This is a genomic window from Chryseobacterium rhizosphaerae (genome assembly GCF_003385455.1).
Taxonomy (GTDB): domain Bacteria; phylum Bacteroidota; class Bacteroidia; order Flavobacteriales; family Weeksellaceae; genus Chryseobacterium; species Chryseobacterium rhizosphaerae.
Genome location: NZ_QNUF01000026.1, coordinates 60,508 through 80,880, shown reverse-complemented (window position 1 = coordinate 80,880; position 20,373 = coordinate 60,508). Strand labels below are relative to the sequence as shown.

20 protein-coding genes are annotated in these 20,373 nt (G+C 36.9%); 9 read left to right on the top strand and 11 right to left on the bottom strand.

Annotated features, from left to right (window positions below):
- Positions 1-512 precede the first annotated feature (512 nt).
- Positions 513-1,058 carry a DUF2867 domain-containing protein gene (locus tag DRF57_RS18705; RefSeq protein ID WP_115920181.1) on the bottom strand — a complete coding sequence of 182 codons (546 nt, stop codon included), beginning with the start codon at positions 1,056-1,058 and terminating at the stop codon, positions 513-515.
- Positions 1,059-1,337: 279 nt separating this feature from the next.
- On the opposite strand from DRF57_RS18705, the gene DRF57_RS18700 reads away from it, so the two are divergent.
- Both DRF57_RS18700 and DRF57_RS18695 read left to right on the top strand, forming a co-directional pair.
- Positions 1,338-2,486 (top strand): methionine aminotransferase, encoded by a 1,149-nt coding sequence (locus tag DRF57_RS18700; RefSeq protein ID WP_115920169.1) that lies wholly within the window; start codon positions 1,338-1,340, stop codon positions 2,484-2,486.
- A gap of 195 nt (positions 2,487-2,681) precedes the next feature.
- Entirely contained in the window at positions 2,682-2,879 is a 198-nt protein-coding gene (locus tag DRF57_RS18695; RefSeq protein ID WP_047485801.1) for a bacteriocin, read from the top strand.
- 299 nt (positions 2,880-3,178) lie between these two features.
- Here DRF57_RS18695 and DRF57_RS18685 read toward each other — a convergent pair whose 3' ends face one another.
- From DRF57_RS18685 to DRF57_RS18675, 3 genes are all read right to left on the bottom strand, one after another.
- Positions 3,179-3,943 carry an SDR family NAD(P)-dependent oxidoreductase gene (locus tag DRF57_RS18685; RefSeq protein ID WP_115920167.1) on the bottom strand — a complete coding sequence of 255 codons (765 nt, stop codon included), beginning with the start codon at positions 3,941-3,943 and terminating at the stop codon, positions 3,179-3,181.
- Between the two features lie 89 nt (positions 3,944-4,032).
- Positions 4,033-4,971, bottom strand: coding sequence for a helix-turn-helix domain-containing protein (locus tag DRF57_RS18680; protein WP_115920165.1), 939 nt, complete (start codon positions 4,969-4,971; stop codon positions 4,033-4,035).
- 86 nt (positions 4,972-5,057) lie between these two features.
- Positions 5,058-5,312, bottom strand: a complete 255-nt coding sequence (locus tag DRF57_RS18675) for a helix-turn-helix domain-containing protein (RefSeq protein WP_307724826.1) — start codon at positions 5,310-5,312, stop codon at positions 5,058-5,060.
- Between the two features lie 217 nt (positions 5,313-5,529).
- Here DRF57_RS18675 and DRF57_RS18670 point away from each other — a divergent pair, with 217 nt between their 5' ends.
- The 3 genes from DRF57_RS18670 (at position 5,530) to DRF57_RS23925 (ending at position 6,296) form a co-directional block, all read left to right on the top strand.
- The gene (locus tag DRF57_RS18670) at positions 5,530-5,733 is read left to right on the top strand and encodes a hypothetical protein (RefSeq protein ID WP_115920163.1); all 204 of its coding nucleotides are present in this window, start codon (positions 5,530-5,532) and stop codon (positions 5,731-5,733) included.
- Between the two features lie 173 nt (positions 5,734-5,906).
- A complete protein-coding gene (locus DRF57_RS18665) occupies positions 5,907-6,077 on the top strand; it encodes a bacteriocin (RefSeq protein ID WP_115920161.1) in 171 nt (56 codons plus the stop codon).
- A 54-nt stretch (positions 6,078-6,131) separates the two neighbouring features.
- On the top strand, positions 6,132-6,296 hold the full coding sequence (locus tag DRF57_RS23925; protein WP_167449386.1) for a hypothetical protein: 165 nt from the start codon (positions 6,132-6,134) through the stop codon (positions 6,294-6,296).
- A 158-nt stretch (positions 6,297-6,454) separates the two neighbouring features.
- Here DRF57_RS23925 and ychF read toward each other — a convergent pair whose 3' ends face one another.
- From ychF to typA, 5 genes are all read right to left on the bottom strand, one after another.
- Positions 6,455-7,546: a redox-regulated ATPase YchF gene (gene ychF / locus DRF57_RS18660; RefSeq protein ID WP_047485815.1), complete on the bottom strand. Its 1,092-nt coding sequence runs from the start codon at positions 7,544-7,546 to the stop codon at positions 6,455-6,457.
- 181 nt (positions 7,547-7,727) lie between these two features.
- Positions 7,728-8,279 (bottom strand): ferritin, encoded by a 552-nt coding sequence (locus DRF57_RS18655; RefSeq protein WP_115920159.1) that lies wholly within the window; start codon positions 8,277-8,279, stop codon positions 7,728-7,730.
- A gap of 324 nt (positions 8,280-8,603) precedes the next feature.
- The gene (locus DRF57_RS18650) at positions 8,604-10,217 is read right to left on the bottom strand and encodes a glycoside hydrolase family 10 protein (RefSeq protein ID WP_115920157.1); all 1,614 of its coding nucleotides are present in this window, start codon (positions 10,215-10,217) and stop codon (positions 8,604-8,606) included.
- Between the two features lie 166 nt (positions 10,218-10,383).
- Positions 10,384-11,748, bottom strand: coding sequence for an MFS transporter (locus DRF57_RS18645; protein WP_047485821.1), 1,365 nt, complete (start codon positions 11,746-11,748; stop codon positions 10,384-10,386).
- Between the two features lie 281 nt (positions 11,749-12,029).
- Positions 12,030-13,835 carry a translational GTPase TypA gene (typA, locus tag DRF57_RS18640; protein WP_047485823.1) on the bottom strand — a complete coding sequence of 602 codons (1,806 nt, stop codon included), beginning with the start codon at positions 13,833-13,835 and terminating at the stop codon, positions 12,030-12,032.
- A 211-nt stretch (positions 13,836-14,046) separates the two neighbouring features.
- Here typA and DRF57_RS18635 point away from each other — a divergent pair, with 211 nt between their 5' ends.
- Entirely contained in the window at positions 14,047-15,378 is a 1,332-nt protein-coding gene (locus tag DRF57_RS18635; RefSeq protein WP_123863351.1) for a right-handed parallel beta-helix repeat-containing protein, read from the top strand.
- 11 nt (positions 15,379-15,389) lie between these two features.
- Here DRF57_RS18635 and DRF57_RS18630 read toward each other — a convergent pair whose 3' ends face one another.
- Both DRF57_RS18630 and DRF57_RS18625 read right to left on the bottom strand, forming a co-directional pair.
- Complete coding sequence (locus DRF57_RS18630) at positions 15,390-15,644, bottom strand: DUF1294 domain-containing protein (protein WP_047485828.1); 255 nt, start codon at positions 15,642-15,644, stop codon at positions 15,390-15,392.
- A 107-nt stretch (positions 15,645-15,751) separates the two neighbouring features.
- Entirely contained in the window at positions 15,752-16,429 is a 678-nt protein-coding gene (locus tag DRF57_RS18625) for a YceI family protein (protein ID WP_047485830.1), read from the bottom strand.
- A gap of 315 nt (positions 16,430-16,744) precedes the next feature.
- Here DRF57_RS18625 and DRF57_RS18620 point away from each other — a divergent pair, with 315 nt between their 5' ends.
- From DRF57_RS18620 to DRF57_RS18610, 3 genes are all read left to right on the top strand, one after another.
- Positions 16,745-17,410, top strand: coding sequence for an O-methyltransferase (locus DRF57_RS18620; RefSeq protein WP_115920153.1), 666 nt, complete (start codon positions 16,745-16,747; stop codon positions 17,408-17,410).
- A 98-nt stretch (positions 17,411-17,508) separates the two neighbouring features.
- Entirely contained in the window at positions 17,509-19,632 is a 2,124-nt protein-coding gene (locus tag DRF57_RS18615) for a Tex family protein (RefSeq protein ID WP_115920151.1), read from the top strand.
- A gap of 31 nt (positions 19,633-19,663) precedes the next feature.
- Positions 19,664-20,299, top strand: a complete 636-nt coding sequence (locus DRF57_RS18610) for an HAD family hydrolase (RefSeq protein ID WP_157969916.1) — start codon at positions 19,664-19,666, stop codon at positions 20,297-20,299.
- Positions 20,300-20,373: the final 74 nt, after the last annotated feature.

The following is a 20,373-nucleotide window of genomic DNA, read 5'->3' as shown; positions in this document are numbered from 1 at the left end:
AATTTTATACTGAAGATAATTATAAAGATGACCTTTGTCTACTATTTTCAACAGATGATCAGTATACTGTTCTAATAACCATTAGATAATAAAATCCGACTGAATGTTAACCTGCCTCTGCGGCAGGTTTTCTTTTGTAATATATTTCACAAGCGGCTCGGCATCCACTTTTATCATTTTGCTACAATTGACCTTTGTATCGTCGGTAATAGTGGACATATAAAGGATGCTGCTTTAGCAGATGCTGTAGCCCAACCGGATTTTAAAAAATACTGGACTCTCGGTAAAGACAGCATCTCAAAGTGTAAAGACTGCGAATTCCGTCATGTATGTACCGATTGCCGGGCCTATCTGGATGAACCTGCCAATATATACTCAGCGCCTCTGAAATGTGGGTATGATCCTTATACCAATACCTGGGAAGAATGGAGCAGTAACCCTTTAAAAGAAAAGGCAGTACATTATTATCAGATGCAGGAAATGACACCCAATATATGATACAAAATAAATTCCTATCTGGTTTCCAGCTTACCGATTACATTTTTCAGCATGACAGGAACGATCAGCCTGTGAAAAGGACGGACCGGTAAAAAATACAAGACGCCCAGCCAGTTATGAAATTTTACAGTAGTAGAAATGGTCAGTGATTTCTCAGTATTATCATCCCGGGTTTTATCAAACAGCAGGGAAACTCTAAAGTCAAGATGTTTATCATCCTCGCCCAGTATAATTTCATTCTCTGTTTTTTCAAATACGGTAAAGATTCCCATACGTTCTCCTACTTCACATTGAAAGTGATCGTCAGCCTGAGTTTTATCAGATTCTACTCCGGTTTTTAGTCCAAATAAACTCACTACTTTATTCCTGAAGGCAAACATTTTCTTTCCCCACTTCGGGCCACTGATAAAAAAAGCTTTTCCAACTTCTGAGATGTCAATATTTGAGTGGCTGCTCATCAGTTCCCCGGCAAAGCTGTCAACATAATCAAAATCCTTTTTGTCTTTAGCTAGCACTGATTTTTGTGGAAACTCAATCTTCTTAATCTTCTTAATCTTCATTCTCATAGATTTAAATGGGTTATTGGTCTAACAAATGTAGGCATCTTCCATCAAAACAAAAAGAGAAAAAGCATCTTTTTAAACAAATGTTTATTTAATTTTTCTCCACTAATCTTCCTCGACAGTACATTGAATTTTTATGGAATCAGGTTTTCTTCCTTCAACTCAAATCAAATATGAGTTTCTCTTTAGATTTGGAGAGAATTCTTGATTTAATTTCCGATAACCTCAAACTGTTTTAAATATTTCATTAAATTCGATACAGCAAAAATCGCTTTTATGATACAACTTCCTCTATCAAAACTTTCCAATGTGGGAACTACCATTTTCAGCCAGATGACTCAGCTGGCCAATGAAAATGAAGCCATCAATCTCTCTCAGGGATTTCCTGATTTCATGCCTGATATGGAACTCTTAAACCATGTAGACCATTTCATAAAAAAGGGGTTCAACCAGTATGCTCCATTGGGAGGAATGATTGGATTAAAGGAGGAAATTGCCAGAAAAATTGAAAACAGCCATCAGGCAACTTATCATCCCGATACAGAAATAACCATTACTGCAGGAGGTACTCAGGCCATTTTCACAGCTATTGCCGCTTTTATTAAAAAAGAAGATGAGGTCATTATTTTTGAACCTGCATATGATTGTTATGAACCTACAGTGGAGCTGTTCGGAGGTATCGTAAAGCGCTTTGAGATGAAAGCTCCAGACTATGAGATCAACTGGAATGCTGTACAGAATCTGATCAGCGAAAAAACCAAAATGATCATTCTTAACAATCCTAATAATCCTTCCGGGAAAATCCTGAAAGAAAATGATATTCAAGAACTTATCAAACTCGTAAAAGGTAGTTCAATTCTTATTTTAAGCGATGAAGTGTATGAAAATATTGTTTTTGACGGAAAACAGCATTTAAGCATATGCCAGTATCCTGAACTTAAGGAAAGAAGCCTTCTGGTAGCCTCATTTGGAAAACTTTTCCATGTTACAGGCTGGAAAGTAGGCTATTGTGCAGCTCCCAAAAACTTAACCGATGAGTTCCGAAAAGTTCATCAGTTTAATGTTTTCTGTGTCAACACTCCTATTCAGCTTGCCCTGGCAGAATACATGAAAAATGATGAACATTATACTCATCTTAATCAGTTCTTTCAGGAAAAGAGAGATTTTCTGAGAAAAGGCCTTTCCGGGACTTCTTTTGAATTACTGGATTGTGAAGGAACTTACTTTCAGGCTGTCAAATACAATAAGATCTCTGATAAAAATGATTTTGACTTCGCAACTCAGCTAACCGTTGAACATAAAGTTGCAAGCGTTCCTTTTTCTTCCTTTTACAAAAACAAGGTCAATGAAAATGTTATCAGATTATGTTTTGCCAAGAAGCAGGAAACACTGGAAAAGGCTATTGAAAATCTTTCAAAAGTGTAAGTATTCTTTCCTGATACATTATATTTACCATACTTCGAACCGGCTGGCTACAGTCGGTTCTTTTATTTTTTCAATCCCTTTCATAACGTTAAAAACAACGATTATAAGTGAATAATCATCTACTTTTATCCACACAATGTGATATATTTCAATTATTTTATATATCTTAGTGAAAATCAAACAAATAAACATCCTATGAAAGCGAAAATCTTAACAAAAGGAAAAAAACTGAACAAAAAAGAATTGAAAACGATTGCCGGAGGTATGCTGGACTGTATGCCAGCTCAGGTTATCTGCAGTCCGAATCTTGAACCGTGTGAATCTCATGTTGATGAAAATGGCTGTTCGATGATTTCCCCTTTTTGCGGGCAAAAAATATGCAGACCACAATAATATCCGAATCACTCATTTAAAATCAAAACTATGAAAAATCAAAAATTAGACAAAGGAAAAAAGTTAAATAAAAAAGAATTGAAAATGATCACTGGAGGGCTTGTAAGATGTATCATTTCCGGTACACGTTGCCAATACTACGGACCGGGTTGCAAAGAACCCCAGTGTCAGCCCCCTACTCCCGTTGATCCCATCGAAATCATTGGTCCTATCTTACCCATAAACTAGATTCAACAGATACATAAAAAAAGAACCAGCCCTATCAGGTTGGTTCTTTTTTCTATATCGTTTCAGACTGCTTATAAAAACATTCCTCCTGAGGCTTCAATTCTTTGCCCATTAATCCATCCTGCATCTTCGGTACATAAAAAGGCCACTACTCCACCAATATCGTCAGGAAGCCCTACTCTTCCTAAGGCTGTAGCACCTGCAACTACGGCGTTTATATCTTTATTATCCCTTACTCTTCCTCCTCCAAAATCAGTTTCTATAGCTCCCGGCGCTACTACATTAGCTTTGATTCTTCTGGTTCCCAATTCCTTAGCCATATACTTTGTAAGCATTTCCACGCCTGCTTTTATAGAACCGTAAACAGATGATCCCGGTGTAGCAAATCTGGCCAACCCTGAAGAAATATTTACAATTCCCCCGCCATCATTGATAAACGGTAACAGTTTTTGGGTTAAGAAAAACACACCCTTGAAATGAATATCCACGATATCATCCAACTGCTCTTCGGTAACTTCGGTAATAGGTGAATATAAAGCTGTCCCTGCATTATTGATCAGGTAATCGATATTCGAACTTCCGGTATTTTGCTGTAAATGATCCGTAACCGCCTTCACAAATCCGTCAAAGCTCTTTATATCTTTTGTATCCAGCTGAAAAGCCGCCGCCTTTCTTCCCAAAGCTTTAATTTCCTCTACTACAGCTTCCGCTTCTTCTTTATTGCTTCTATAGGTAATAATAACGTCCAATCCTTTTTGAGCAATTTTAAGTGCAGAATTCTTACCCAAGCCTCGGCTTCCTCCGGTTACCAATGCAATATTTGCTTTTGTGTCCATTTTATTTTGATTATTTTGATGTTACAAAGTTGAGGTATTTTCGTCTTGAACTATTTGCTTGAATCAATCTGAAATTTGCAAAATTCAAATCATGAACGAAATTCCAGTGGGGCAAATGTTGTTTTCCTTTTAAAAAAGTTTGAAAAGTGAGCAATCTCTTCAAAACCCAAAGCATAAGAAATCTCAGAAACATTCCATTGAGTCTGTTTTAAAAGGATTTTAGCTTCCTGGATAATGCGGTCCGCAATACATTCGGTAGTCGTTTTCCCCGTGCTTTCTTTCAGCTTTTTATTTAAATAATTGACATGAACAGCCAGTCTGCCTGCATAGTCTTTTGCCGTCTTTAACTGCAATCTCTGTTCTGTAGATTCAATGGGGAACTGTCTTTCCAGTAATTCTATAAATAAAGAAACCACCCTCATGGAAGCATCGTTTGAAGTTGAAATATTGGATGCGGGCTGTAGCTTTTGCCCATAATGAATCAGTTCCAGTACATAATTTCTAATCAGGTCATATTTGTAGATATAATCTGAAGCAATCTCTTTTTTTATTTTTTTAAAAAGAATTTCAATTTCTTCAGCCATCTCATCATCAATCTCAAAGACAGGTACTCCTCCGGGCTGAAAGATCGGAAGGTCTTCCAGACTGTTATAGGATTTATCTTTTATGAAAAAGTCTTCGGTAAACACACAAAAACTTCCTGACTGTTCGGAAGATTCCGGAACCCAGTGATAAGGAACTTTAGGGGTTGCAAACAATAAAGCATTCTGCTGTATGGAAATAACTTTATCGGCATATTCAGCTCTGTTTCTGCCTCTGATAAAGCTTATTTTATAATACTTCCTTCTATTGTAAGGCATTTCTGACGTGGTCTTTATCCTTTCAATAGTTTGGGCAATATCAAAAACATTAAAATGTCCGATGTCTTTATGAAGTCCTTTTGGGAAAATACTTTCAAGGTCTTTCCCCAGCTTGGCCGCCATTTCTCTATAAAAATCTTCCAGTGAAGTATGAGCTATCTTTTCCATAGCAGATGATTTGTAAAATTCAAATATACAAAGTTATGGAAACCTTTGAGTTAAAAACACTAAGAAGACCGGAAATAATTTCAGTACTATGACAAACTACTCGCTGAGATCCCAAACTCTTTCTTGAATGCAAAAGAAAAATGGGAAAGATCTTCAAAGCCTAAATCAATATAAATATCTGTTGGTCTCTGCTTTTTCTCTTTAATCAGAAATAATGCTTCCTGCAGCCTTCTTTTAATTAACCATCGGTTAGGGGTCTCGTTGAAGATTTTTTTTAAAGTCTCTCTTAAAAGCTGATAAACTGCGTCCTGCGAGAAATGCAAAACGTTCCAAATTGACATTGAACTTATCATTTTTTTGCATAAACTCCTCAAGATCCAGCCGCCCCGGAGTTCCAAAATCAAAAAGCATATCTGATAATAGGCAGATTGAATGTGGACCTAATTATTAATATTTCAGCGTATCGTGAAAATAATTAGTCATTTCTCTACAAAAAGTGATTTACGCTCATTTATTTTTATTACATTCGTGAAAACTAAGTCATTAAAAATCAGACCCATGAAAAAACAAATTTTACAAGCCGGGAAAAAACTAAACAAAAAAGAGTTAAAAATGATTACAGGGGGTATGCTTGACTGTATGCAGCCTGTCTTATGTCCTGAGTGGCCATGTGAAACCTATCCACCTGGTGATCCCAGAAACTGTACCACAATTTCTGTAGGCTGCGCTCAAAAAGTATGCAGACCACAACTTATAGAATAAAAAGCTGCCAAAACTTTTTACTATAAAAAACTTAAGTCTGCTCACGCTATACAAAGTGGGCAACTTAAAATAACTAAAAAAGTTTTAAAAGACTTTGATATAACCGTTTTATTTTATGAAGTTTATACAACTTCTAAGAATAAATTCACTCAATCCAATTAAAATTAAGTGCTATGAAAAACAAGAACCTAGACAATGGCAAAAAATTAAATAAAAAAGAGCTAAGAACGATTACAGGTGGTTTACTACAGTGTGTTGATCTTACGACAGGTTTATGCAGAATTGTTGGAGCAAGCTGTGCAGAGCGACAGTGCAGATATGTACCAGATCCTCTTTTACCATAATATAAATACTATTTAAAAAAATACCTATAACAACTAACCTATAAAATCAAGACAATGAAAAATCAAACATTAAACAACGGGAAAAAATTAAACAAAAAAGAACTAAGAATTATCACCGGAGGAAAAGAAATGTGTTTACTTGCAAACCTACAATGTAAGAGATACTCTCTAAGCTGTGCAGAGCCACAGTGCCAGCCGGGACCTATAGAACTTGAATAATATAATGATAATGAAACGCTTCCCATATGGAAGCGTTTTTTTATCAGTAAAAAAGAAATCCAAACAATAATCCATGTTTATATTTCCGGTATCGCAAAAAACGCTCCCAAATTCATGGAAGCGTTTTTTTATTACAAACTAACTTTAATATTTTTCTCTTATACGTTGAATCTAAAGTGCATGATGTCACCATCCTGAACGATATATTCTTTACCTTCTACAGAAAGTTTTCCGGCTTCTTTGATTTTTACTTCAGAACCATAAGTCAAATAATCTTCATACTTGATTACTTCAGCACGGATAAATCCTTTCTCAAAGTCTGTATGGATTACTCCTGCTGCCTGAGGAGCTGTCCATCCTTGTCCGATAGTCCATGCTCTTACTTCTTTTACCCCAGCTGTGAAATACGTTTGAAGTTTTAATAAGTCATAAGCCTTTCTGATCAAACGGTTTACTCCCGGTTCTGTAAGGCCTAATTCTTCAAGGAAGATCTCTCTTTCTTCGAAAGTTTCCAATTCGTTGATATCAGCTTCAATCTGAGCGGCTAAAACCACAACTTCAGCACCTTCATTTTTAGCCATTTCTTCAATCTTACCAATCCAGTCGTTTCCGTTTTTAATTGAGTTTTCATCAACATTACAAACGTACAATACGGGTTTGTTGGTTAGAAGCTGCACTTCTGAGATCACTGATTTTGCGAAATCATCCATTGCAAATTCTCTTGCATTTTTACCGTCTTCAAGGAATTTCTGAAGATTTTGAAGCGTTTCGTACGTCAATAAATCTTCTTTCTTTCCAGATTTGATAAATTTTTTAGCTTTCTCCACTGCTTTCCCTACTGTTTCAAGGTCTTTCAGCTGCAATTCGATATCAATAATTTCTTTATCTCTTAACGGATCTACAGAACCTTCAACATGAATAATGTTTCCGTTATCAAAACATCTTAGAACGTGGATGATGGCTTCACACTCACGGATATTGGCCAGGAACTGGTTTCCCAATCCTTCTCCTTTGCTGGCTCCCTTTACAAGACCTGCAATATCAACGATTTCAACTACAGCTGGTAAAACTCTCTCAGGCTTTACGATTTTCTCCAGTTCAAACAATCTCTGATCCGGTACAGAAACCGTTCCAAGGTTCGGCTCAATAGTACAGAAAGGATAGTTTGCTGATTGAGCTTTTGCATTGCTCAGACAGTTAAAAAGAGTTGATTTACCTACATTCGGCAGGCCTACGATTCCACATTTCATATTGTAAAATTCAAAGTTTAAGGTTCAATTGTAATTCAAGATTCCTCCAACTTTTACTAGTGAATGATGGACCTTGAATTATGAGTGTGCAAAGATAGTGATTTTAAAGGGAGATTCATAATAAAAAAATCTGCCGTTATTCTGGCAGATTTTCAACTCATTTTATTTTAATAATCAGGCTTTAGGGATTGTCTCCCGTGGCATTCTGTGCCAGTGGCACGTCATTCGGAGCTTCCTGTAATGTTTTATCTAAAGTAAATAAAGATTCGTCGGTTGCTCTGTCACCACCTGCAATTTTCAATTTATCAATTAAGTTATGAGCCAGTGTTTCTTCTTCAATCTGTTCCTGTACAAACCACTGCATAAAGTTCCATGTTGCCCAGTCCTTTTCATCCATTGAAAGGTCTACAATTTTGTAGATGGCCGTTGTATTATCCACTTCATGTTTAAAGACTCCATCAAAACATGCGGTAAGTGTTTTCGGATCTGCCGGAGGAGCGGGAATGGCATTTACTTTCGGCTTGCCCCCTCTGTTGAGAATATATTCCATGAATTTGATTGAATGATTTCGTTCTTCCTGAGCATGTCTGTAAAGAAAATTGGCAATCCCCTGATATCCTTTGTCATCAGCCCAAATTCCATAAGATAAAAAAACGTGTGATGCATGAATTTCCTTATTCATTTGGTCACTAAGTGCTTTTTCCATGTTTGCGGAAAGTCTGTTCGTATTCATAATGTTATATTTTGGTGATTATGAGATTCATAATGCAAAAATGATTCCGACAATGCTTTAAATTTTAACACACAAATTCAAAATCAATTTATATTTAACTGATTTTCATTGATTTAAATTAATAATTTATAGTAATTCTAAAATAAAACCCGGTTCTACAATGAACCGGGTTTCTTATTGTTAGCTAGCACAAAAGCGCTAAGACTTGTATACATTTTATGATCAGGGTACCATAAAATCAAAGATTTTTGCAGATATCCCTATATCAACTGATGCCATCATCACTTCATTTCTCAGCTTCTTTTCGCTTTTTATTTCAAAAATTTATTTGATTTTTTTTGCGATATAATCACTTTCATTTCCAAGTCTGTCAATAGCTTTGATGGCGACAGCATTTAATTTTTTTCCATCCTTGAACTTAGGGATATCTTTTGAAAGGGTATCCAGTGTTATGATTTCAGTTTCCCACTGTCCGTTATACTGCGTAAAAAGTACCCATTGAAAAACTTCACCTATATTTTTGGTACTCCAGTTTACCCGTGCAGAACTTCCGATGTCTGTAATAAACAATGTAGGAGCCTGTAACGGGACAGCTTTTATCCATGGTGTTTTAGGGACCAATGCTTTTTCACTGTAAGGTCCGTTTTTAAGGACCGGAAGCATATTTGAATTCTTTGTAAGCCCGGCAATACTCCAGTGGATTTCTCCGGCATCTTTTTTCAGAATATTTCTGGAAATTTCAATTTGATTTTTAATCTCCGTAGGACGGTCAGAAACCTTGATCTCCACTGTATTTAACCCCGGCCATAAGTGACGGTTCAAGGTATTTTCTCCCTGCCACCAGTTTAACAGCGCTTCAAAGCTCTGTCCTTTTGAATCTATAGGCCAGTATAGCTGTGGTGAGAAATAGTCTACCCACCCTTTGTTTAACCATAATTTGGCGTCTGCATACAGTTCATCATACTGTGAAGATCCAACAATTCCTGTTGGATATCCCGGTTTCCAGATTCCGAACGGGCTGATTCCAAATCTTACATAACTTTTTTCAGCGTGGATTTCTTTATAGATACGTTCTACAAATTTATTAACGTTATCTCTTCGCCAGTCTGCTCTTGATAATGTTCCACCATTGCTTACATAAGTATTCCAGCTGGCATTGTCAGGAAAGTCTGCCCCTCTGTTGTAGGTGGCATAAGGATAGAAATAGTCATCAAAGTGAACTGCATCTATATCATATCTTTTCACAATATCTTTTACAACATTGGAAACGTGACCCTGTGTTTTAGGATTAGCAGGATCAAACCAATACATCCCGTTCTTTAATCTTACTACAATATCGGAAAGTTTATTGGCCATTGATAAACTGTTTACTGAACCTCCGTTCGTATGGTGAGCCCGGTAAGGGTTCAGCCAGACATGAAGCTCTAACCCTCTTTTATGTGCTTCCTCAATCCAAAACTGAAGCGGATCATAATTGGGATAAGGAGCGGTTCCGGTTTCTCCGGTTAAAAAGTAAGACCATGGTTCAATATTACTGGTATAAAGAGCATCTGCCGAAGGTCTGATCTGGAAGATGGCTGCATTGAAATTATTATCTTTCAGCATATCGAGCATGCTGATCGCTTCTGCTTTCTGCTGCTCTACGGTCAGATTATTTCTTGAAGGCCAGTTGATATTCGCAACACTGGCAATCCATGCTCCCCGGAATTCTCTTTTAATTTCCGGAAGAGTGGTTCTGAAAGTTTCTTCTGTTGGAATTCCTGTTTGAGGCTTGGTAACCGCTACAGGTTCTTTTGGCTTCGTTGTATTATTGTTAGGTTTTGTTGTGCTGTTTTGAGTTGGAGGAGTCTTTACAACATTGTTCTGAACAGAACATGAGGTAGTGTAAGACGCAAAAACCCCTAATAAAACGATAAGCTTTAATTTATGTATTCTCATATATTGGTCGGAAGAAGGATTCTAAGATATTAAAAATGCAAAACTAATGATATAAAGACGATTATCCGAATTTGAAATATTCTTTTTTAATGATATAAATAATTTCTGCCCTGTTCAGCAATTTACAATTCAGCTTTGAATGACCGTCAGCACTGCATATATCTCTTTATTCATCCTCTTTCGTAAGATCAGTTTTATAGGTTTCCGGAATCAGTGTTATATTAACGATGATAGCCAGGACAACGAGAACCAACGGGTAAATCAAACCTATAAAGGGAGAAAGAAACGCACTCACAACAAAACTGGTCTTAAGAAATTCTGTTACAAAAGCGGTGGCTCCCCCAATAAAACCGTTACCCATATTCTGGGCAAATCCCATACTGGTATATCGTATTTTGGTAGGAAAAATTTCCAGCATAAAGGCGCCCAAAGGGCCGTAAGTAGCCGCTGCAGCCACTGAAAGCAAAAAACTCAGCCCCACAATCTTCAATATAGCACCTGTACTGATTGAATGTACTTCATCAATACCCTGAGGATTTCCGATTTTCATAAAAAGATAAAAAGACAGCGGAATCAGAATAAGACTGGAAACCAAGCCTCCAATGAGTACCTTTTTACGTCCAATTTTATCACTCAATGCGCCGAAGTACTGGTAAAAATAGACACTTAAAAACATGGCTATTCCGGTAATCAGTAAAACAGTAGTATTTTCAAGCTTTACGGTATTCTGCAAAAAGAAAAATACAACAAACTGATTGGTCTGCATCACCGAACTCTGTGCGGCATTACCTCCAAAAATAGCTTTCAACATTGTTTTTACGTTACCTTTTGTTGTAAATGCCTCTTTAATCGGTGACTTGCTCGTTTTTCCGGATTTTTTAAGCTCTGCAAAAACAGGACTCTCATGAAGTCTTTTTCGTATGAAATAGCTTAAAATGACCAATACAGAACTTAAAAGAAAGGGAATTCTCCACCCATAGCTGTTAAAATCTGCTTCAGACATTGTACTTTCTGTTATAAAAACGACACCTAAGCAAACCAACAGCCCTACGGGAACTGTCGCCTGAATAAATCCTGTGTAAAAGCCTCTTTTTTCCATCGGAGCATGTTCTGCCACATAAATGACGGCACCGGCATACTCGCCACTGATCGCTAACCCCTGCAGCAATCTGCACAGCAGTAACAAAACCGGAGCTGCCCAACCAATACTGGAAAAATTAGGAATACAGCCAATCAGAAACGTAGAAGCTCCCATTAAAACCAATGAAATAAGGAAGGAATATTTTCGGCCTACTTTATCGCCTATATTTCCAAAAATAAGGGATCCTATCGGACGGAACATAAATGACGATCCTACTATGGCAAGGGTCTCCAGAAAGTGAGAACCTTCCGACGGAAATAAGTTTACGGAGAGAACTTTTGCAAGAATTACAGCAAGCAGCATATCGTACCACTCAATCAATGTTCCTACAGATGATGCAACAATAACAGTTTTAATATCATTTTTATAGGTATCATTTGCTATGTCCATTTTATTGTATCATTTTATATTATAACAGGTTTTTTTATGATATCGCAACGTTTCGTTGCTTTATGAACAAACATACAATTAATTCTATACTAAAATCAATAACTTATTTATTTCATTTAAAACATACAAAATGAATGAAAAAATCATTTGAAACCTGTAAAATAATTGAAAAAGAAATACAACAGCTTAAAATAAATAAAACATATCATCATACCTCCTACCCTTGTAAAAACAAAAAAGCCCCGACAAATCGGGGCTTTAATTTATATATAAGAATTTGATTAAGCTTTCGCTGATCTTTCCATTCTTTTTCTTTCTTCTTCAGAAAGGATTTTCTTTCTCATACGGATGAAGTTTGGAGTTACCTCGATTGCTTCATCACCCTGGATATATTCCATACATTCTTCAAGAGAGAATAAGATTTTTGGAGCAACTCCAGTATCTTTATCTTTTCCTGAAGCTCTCATGTTGTTCAGCTGTTTTGCTTCAACAATGTTTACAACAAGATCTCCAGGTTTGTTTTGTTCTCCAATGATCATACCTGCGTAGATTTCCTCACCCGGATCCACAAAGAACTTACCTCTGTCTTGTAATTTAGCAATAGAATATTCTGTAGCAGGACCTTGAGTTTTGCTGATCAATACTCCATTGTTTCTTCCAGGAATAGCACCTTTGAAAGGCTTATATTCTGTGAAACGGTGTGCCATAATAGCTTCACCAGCAGTAGCTGTCAACATCTGAGAACGCAATCCGATCAAACCTCTTGAAGGAATTTCGAATTCCATGTGCTGCATTTCTCCTTTAGTTTCCATGATGTGAAGATCTCCTTTTCTCTGAGTTGCCAAGTCGATAACTCTTGAAGCATATTCTTCAGGAACGTCAACAACTAAAGATTCATAAGGCTCACATTTCTCACCGTCAATTTCTCTAAGGATAACCTGTGGCTGACCAATAGTCATTTCGTAACCTTCTCTTCTCATTGTTTCGATCAAAACTGACAAGTGAAGAATACCTCTACCGAATACAAGGAATGTATTGGCATCATCAGTCTGCTGAACTCTTAATGCTAAGTTTTTCTCTAATTCTTTTGTTAATCTTTCTTTCAGGTGATTAGAAGTAACATATTTACCATCTTTTCCGAAGAAAGGTGAATTGTTAATAGAGAACGTCATGTTCAAGGTAGGCTCATCAATAGCCGTTCTTTCCAATGGCTCAGGGTTTTCAAGATCTACGAATGAATCACCGATCTGGAAAGCATCAAAACCTACTACAGCACAGATATCTCCTGCCTGTACTTCAGTTACTTTTTTCTTTCCTAAACCTTCGAAAACGTAAAGTTCTTTTACTTTTCCTTTTACAATTTTACCGTCTGCCTGAGCAAGCCCAATCCACTGAGATTCTTTAAGCTCACCTCTTGTTACTTTCCCGATAGCAATTCTTCCTAAGAAAGAAGAGAAATCAAGAGAAGTAATCTGCATCTGAAGAGTTCCTTCAGTTACTTTCGGCTCAGGAACATATTGTAAAATCCCATCTAATAATGGTAAAATATCTTCAGTCTGCTCTAATGAAGTGTTGAACCAACCTTGCTTAGAAGAACCGTAGAATGTTGGGAAATCCAATTGTTCTTCAGTTGCTTCAAGGTTGAAGAATAAGTCAAATACCTGATCGTGAACTTCGTCCGGACGACAGTTTGGCTTATCTACTTTATTAATAACAACTAATGGTCTTAAACCTAGCTCCAATGCTTTTTGAAGTACGAATCTTGTTTGTGGCATCGGTCCTTCGAACGCATCCACCAACAAAATAACTCCATCAGCCATTTTTAATACTCTCTCTACTTCTCCACCGAAATCCGCGTGACCAGGAGTATCAATTACGTTAATTTTTGTGTCTTTATAAGTAACAGAAATATTCTTGGATAAGATCGTGATCCCTCTTTCTCTTTCAAGATCATTGTTATCCATAATTAATTCTCCACTCTCCTGATTTTCTCTGAAAATATTGGTAGCGTGAATGATTTTGTCAACCAAAGTCGTCTTCCCGTGGTCAACGTGTGCGATAATCGCAATATTTCTAATGTTTTGCATATAGGATTTTTACGGGTGCAAAAATAGTGATTTAAAATGAATTAATTAAAAAGTTTATGCAATATTTAACAATTTCATAATGAGAAATTTAGATAATTCCCATTTATAATCAATGAAAAAATATGTTGCGTCAAGTTCTGACGCTGGTCAATTTTACCTTTGTTTCCATAAAACTGCATTCAAAAACTCATCTCTCAAAAAAAAACAAAAAATGACAAATAATTTACATGTCCTGACCATTAATGAATTCATTGATTCTCAGGACCCTAATTTAGACAAAGAAATTGTAACACTGATTGATCAATACAGCGGAGAACTTGTTAATTTCAGAAAACAGGCTAAACCGGTGCCGGCCAATGGCCGTTATCTTTACCGTACCAAAATCAACAATGATGAGTCTATCGTGTATTATAAAAGAATTGTCACCCAGGATATTTCTATAAAAATTGCGGAAGTGTACGGAGACGGCAATACAGATGATTCCCCTGAGATCCAGCAGTTAATCGACGAAATGGAAACAGGACAGGTCTTACGTCTGGACAATAAAAGATATATGCTCCGCAGTCCACTACAGATCAATAAGGCTATTAAAATAAAAGGTTCTTCTGTGAAAAGCAATATCAGTTTTCCTCCGTTTCTGATCACCAACAACAATGATGGTATTATTCTCAATACATCAGGAGTAGTTCTTGAAGGATTTGGAATTTATAACATCATATGGCATACTACATCTCCCAATACCTTCACCGGAATTAAAGTGAATGGCATTGTGGAAAATCATATCAATGACATTATTTTAAGGGACCTTACGATCAGAGGATATCACACCGCATTAGAAGTCAACCATATGTGTTCCTCTCAAATTCAAACCCTAAAAACCGAAAACTGTAAAGTGGGAATTCATGTTAAAGGGCTCTCTGCCCACAATGCAATCTCCGGCAATACATCAATTATGATTAACCATCATTATGATATCCCAGGCAGCAGAGGCATCTGGTTTGAAGGAAGTTTCCCAAAGGAAGGATGGAGAATTACCCATACAAACATCTGCAATGTCTACGAAGGAATCTATGCCGAAAAGGCATCCCAGATTAATGTTAACCACAGTATAATTGATTTTTGCAGACATACGGGGATAACGATAGCGGAGGGCTGCAATAACTGGAATATCAACAGCAATTATATCGCTCTTTCCCAGCCGGGATACGGAATATTTTTAGCCAATAATGCCCAGCCTTCTGCACTGAGCCGTGGAAACAAAATTGTCGATAACGATCTTTTTATCTATGAGCATGCTGAAAACGACACCACCTCTATTGGTATCAACATTATTGGAGAAGGATCTTTTTATGATGAAGTAAGAGGAAATTCTCTCAAGAACTTTAAAGCATATGATATCAAAACAGATACAGGATTAAAAACAACCATCATCCACAATAAATGTTTATCTGAAATCACTCCTAATATCATGGGTAACTTTCTAGCCAATGACAATCTGGGAACGGTCTGTTATCAGAAGGCTGCGAATCAACCATTATCATAACAACAAACTTATCAATGTCTTATAAATCTGTAAAGCAATACAAGATCAATGAGAACCACCAGAATAAATTTCATGAGGAATGATTTTTTAGAGGTTTTATGATTAAATATGATCATTCCCGAGGCTGATCCTATGATACCGCCTAAAAGTGAAATTCCTAACAGTGTATTTTCCGGTATTCTTCTTTTCTGTTGAATAGCACGTTTTTTATCGAGTCCAAAAATAAAAAAGCTCAATATATTGATGACAGACAGTATATAAATCATTGGGGCAAATGTATTAATTTATTCAATGTCCTCTCCTATCCGTATTACACAAAAAAGAGCTGCTTTGGGTAAAGCAGCTCTTCTATAATTCATTGTTTGTTCAACAATTATTTTTTTGCTTTTACATCAATAGCAATTTCGATGTCTTTGCTGATCATCCATTCTGCCGGATCTGCTTCTGAAGTACCGAATTTGATTCCCCAATCAGCTCTGTTTACTGTAAATTTAGCCTGGATAGAAGCTGAATTATCTACTACATCTACTTTAGCAGGGAAAGTCACATTCATTGTTTTTCCTGACAAAGTAAGGTTTCCGCTTACTGTTTTGTTTGCTCCAGCCACAGCATCTTTTGGTGCCTCTTTTAAATCTGCAACACTTGTAATTTTGAATTCTGAAGTTGGGTTTTTCGCCGCATCAAAGAAATCAGGGTTTTTTAAGTGCGCTTCAAGATCTGCCGGTTTTTTATCCTTCTCTGTTACTGAAGCAGGATCCACTTTGATAGAGTTCATATCGATCACAAAGTTTCCTGCAGAAACCTGACCTCCATCAACACTGATATCTCCTGATTTTACGCTAAGTGTTCCCCAACGAGGTGCCATACCTCCTTTGTGATATGCTTTCCAGTTTACTACAGAAGTTGCAGCATCTACCGCCAATACTTCTCCTTTGCTTTCTGCAACAGTCTGCTCCTGAGCTGTAGCTGCTGTATCTGCTGATTTTCCTTTATTACATGATGCTACAAGCAATCCTACTCCTACTAATGCAATTACGCTAATTTTTTTCATATTGAATTGTTTAAAAAAGTTTGTATTTTAAGATTCCAAAAGTAAAGAAACTTTATTTCTGTGACCTTAACATACATCAAGAAATGAAAAATTTTGGTTTTTATTGTGTAACAGGCGATTTAATTCAACTTTTACTCATAAAACTACCAATAAAATATTGTAAAAACCTAAGATAGATTAGTCTGCTTTTCCCATTTCTCGAAAATTGCTTATCTTAGAGTTCAATCATTGACTCACTTTATGGTTACAACTACCTCAAGATTTGCAGCTTAAATAAACAATAAAACTTCAATTACCAATTTCAAAATTCAAAACATGAATCAGCAATTATTCGAAAAAGTAGATCAGTACATTAGCCACCTGGTAGCACCTGAAGACCGTTTTCTTCAAGAAACCATTCAGTCCTTAGATTATGCTTCCATGCCTCAAATCAGTATAACACCGACGCAAGGCAAGTTTTTACAGGTCATGATGCTCATGTGTAAAGCCAAGCGCGTATTAGAATTAGGTACTTTAGGGGCCTACAGCACTATTTGGATGGCAAGAGCAATTCCTGCAGATGGCAAAGTTATCACCATAGAATATGACCCTCATCACGCTGATATTGCCAGCCGGAATATTGCAAAAGCCGGACTTGATGATCAGATTGACCTGAGGGTTGGCAAAGCAATGGATCTTTTAAAAGAGCTTATTGCCAAGAATGAAGACCCTTTTGACTTTATTTTTATCGATGCCGATAAACCACCCTACACCGAATATTTTGAATTAGCACTTGAGCTTTCACATCCGGGAACAGTAATCGTTTGTGATAATATAATTAGGGAAGGCAAAGTATTGGATGAAAATACCACTGATGAAAAGGTGAAAGGTGTACAGCGTTTTAATACAATGCTGGCCAGCAATCCAAAAGTTACCGCGACAATTATGCAAACAGTGGGTGCAAAAGAATATGACGGAATGGCAATTGCCATTGTTAATTGATTTGACCTGTAATTTTGACAGGTAAAAATATTTTTAAGGCGGGGCAACTCGTCTTTTTTCTTTTTAAAACCCTATTTTAGCGATCCGAAAACAGAACAATGACGACCGTAGAATTTATACAGAAGCAGCTTAATATCTCTGAAAAGAGCATCAACAATACCCTACAATTATTAGCAGAAGACTGCACTATTCCTTTTATTTCCCGTTACCGAAAGGATAAAACAGGGAATTTGGATGAAGTTCAGATTGAACAGATCTCAAAGATCAGCAAGCAGTTTGAAGAGATTGTCAAAAGAAAGGAATCTATTGTAAAATCTATAGATGAACAGGGCGCTTTAACACCTGAACTCCAACAAAGAATTGAAGAAAGCTTTGATATTCAGGAGCTGGAAGATTTATACCTTCCTTTCAAAAAACGTAAAAAGACAAAGGCTGATGCAGCCAAAGAAAAGGGATTGGAACCTTTAGCCAGGATCATTATGAGCCAGAAGAATAACGACATTCAGTTTCTGGCCTCAAAATACCTTAATAATGAAGTTTCATCAGAAGAAGAAGCACTGCAGGGAGCAAGAGATATCATGGCAGAATGGATCAATGAAAACATGTATGTCCGTAAAAATCTCCGTCGTTTGTTTCAGCGTAAAGCTGTAATCACCTCTAAGGCAGTAAAAGCTAAAAAAGAGGAAGAAGCTGCCCAGAAGTTCTCCCAATATTTTGAATGGGAAGAAAATCTCAGCAGAACACCTTCTCATAGGCTTCTTGCAATGCTAAGAGCTGAAGCAGAAGGCTTTGTAAAAACCAATGTAGGCGTTGATAAGGAGGAAGCCATCGACTTTATAGAGAAAGCCATTATCAAGTCTGATAATGAAAGCTCTGATCAAATTGCACTGGCCATAAAGGACGGTTATAAAAGACTTCTGGAACCTGCCATTTCCAATGAAAGCCTGCAGGAAGCCAAAGAAAAAGCAGACAAGAAAGCCATAGAAATATTTTCCGAGAATTTAAGCCAATTACTTTTAGCACCGCCTTTGGGTGAAAAAAGAATTTTAGCCATTGACCCCGGCTACCGAAGCGGATGCAAAATTGTGTGCCTGGATGAAAAGGGAGACTTACTCCACAATGAAACCATCTATCCTCATGCACCACAGAACGAAACAGGAATGGCCATGAAGAAAATCCGCTCTATGGTTAACGCCTATAATATTGAGGCTATTTCTATAGGAAATGGAACCGCAAGCCGTGAAACAGAATTTTTCATTAAAAAAATCGCTTTTGATAAGCCTTTACAGGTTTTTGTGGTTTCTGAAGCAGGAGCCTCTGTATATTCTGCCAGCAAAATCGCGAGGGATGAATTTCCTACCTATGACGTAACTGTACGAGGTGCTGTTTCTATTGGAAGGAGGCTTTCTGATCCACTGGCAGAACTGGTGAAAATTGATGCAAAATCTATTGGTGTTGGCCAGTATCAGCATGATGTAGACCAAACTCAGTTGAAAAATGAACTGGATTCTACCGTCATGAAATGTGTAAATTCTGTAGGAATTAACTTAAATACAGCCAGTAAATCGTTATTGAGCTACGTTTCCGGAATTGGGGAGAAAATGGCGGAAAACATCGTCAGCTACCGTGCAGAAAACGGAGCTTTTGAAAACAGGAAGCAATTGAAAAAAGTACCGAGGCTGGGCGAAAAAGCCTTCCAACAAGCCGCAGCATTTGTCAGAATTGCCAATGCCGAAAACCCATTAGACAATTCTGCTGTACACCCTGAAGCTTACAGTATTGTAGAAAAAATGGCCAAAGATCTTGGGATTAAAACCCATGAACTGATTGCTAATAAGGAAAAAATAACGCTGGTAAAACCCGAAGATTATATTACAGGAGAAATTGGAATTTTAGGAATCAAAGATATTCTGAAGGAGCTTGAAAAACCGGGATTAGACCCTAGAAAAGCCGCTAAAGTATTTGAGTTTGATCCTCATGTAAAAAGTATTAAAGACTTAAAAACAGGAATGATCCTTCCAGGAATCGTCAACAATATTACGGCTTTCGGATGTTTTGTAGATCTGGGAATTAAAGAAAGCGGTTTGGTTCATATTTCCCAGCTGAAAGACGGATTTGTTTCTGATGTCAATGAAGTGGTAAAACTTCATCAGCATGTTCGCGTAAAAGTAACGGAGGTAGATGAGGCCAGAAAGAGGATTCAGCTGAGTATGATTCTGTAAGCATATATTTTAATCAATAAAAAAATACACCTTGAATTATAAGAATTTAATTTTCGATTTAGATGGAACTTTATGGGATTCCAGAGCTTCTATCATTACGATATGGAATCATGTTCTGAACAGGTATCAGCTGATAAAAAAAGACCTGAAACCTGAAGATATGGATCAGTATATGGGATTACTGGCGCTTGATATCGTTAAAGATATTGTTCCCGGAATTTCAGATCGGCAGGCTCAGGAAATACTTTCTGAAATTGTTTCTCAGGAAAATGAAATACTGCGTATCCAGGGTGGGATTCTGTATGATGGTGTTGAGAATACCCTGAAAAGCCTTACCAACACGCACCGCCTTTTTATCGTAAGCAACTGTCAGGATGGATATATTGAAGCATTTTTAGAATACTGTCAGTTCAATGACCTGTTTGCAGATTTTGAATCTCACGGACGGACCCAAAAACCCAAGGCTGAAAACATAAAGCTGATCATGGAAAGGAATCAATTAAACCCCGAAAACACCATTTATATTGGCGATACCCAAACAGATTACAACTCATCAAAATCAAATGAGCTGGAGTTTATTTTTTGTAAATATGGTTTTGGAAAATTAGAAGATCCTTCATATGAACCTTCTATTTCAAAGTTTTCAGATTTAGAATTGTATATCTAATTGTAAAAACTATACGAATATACCTACATAAAAAGGCTGCCTAAATAGGCAGCCTTTGTTATTTTGAATACTAA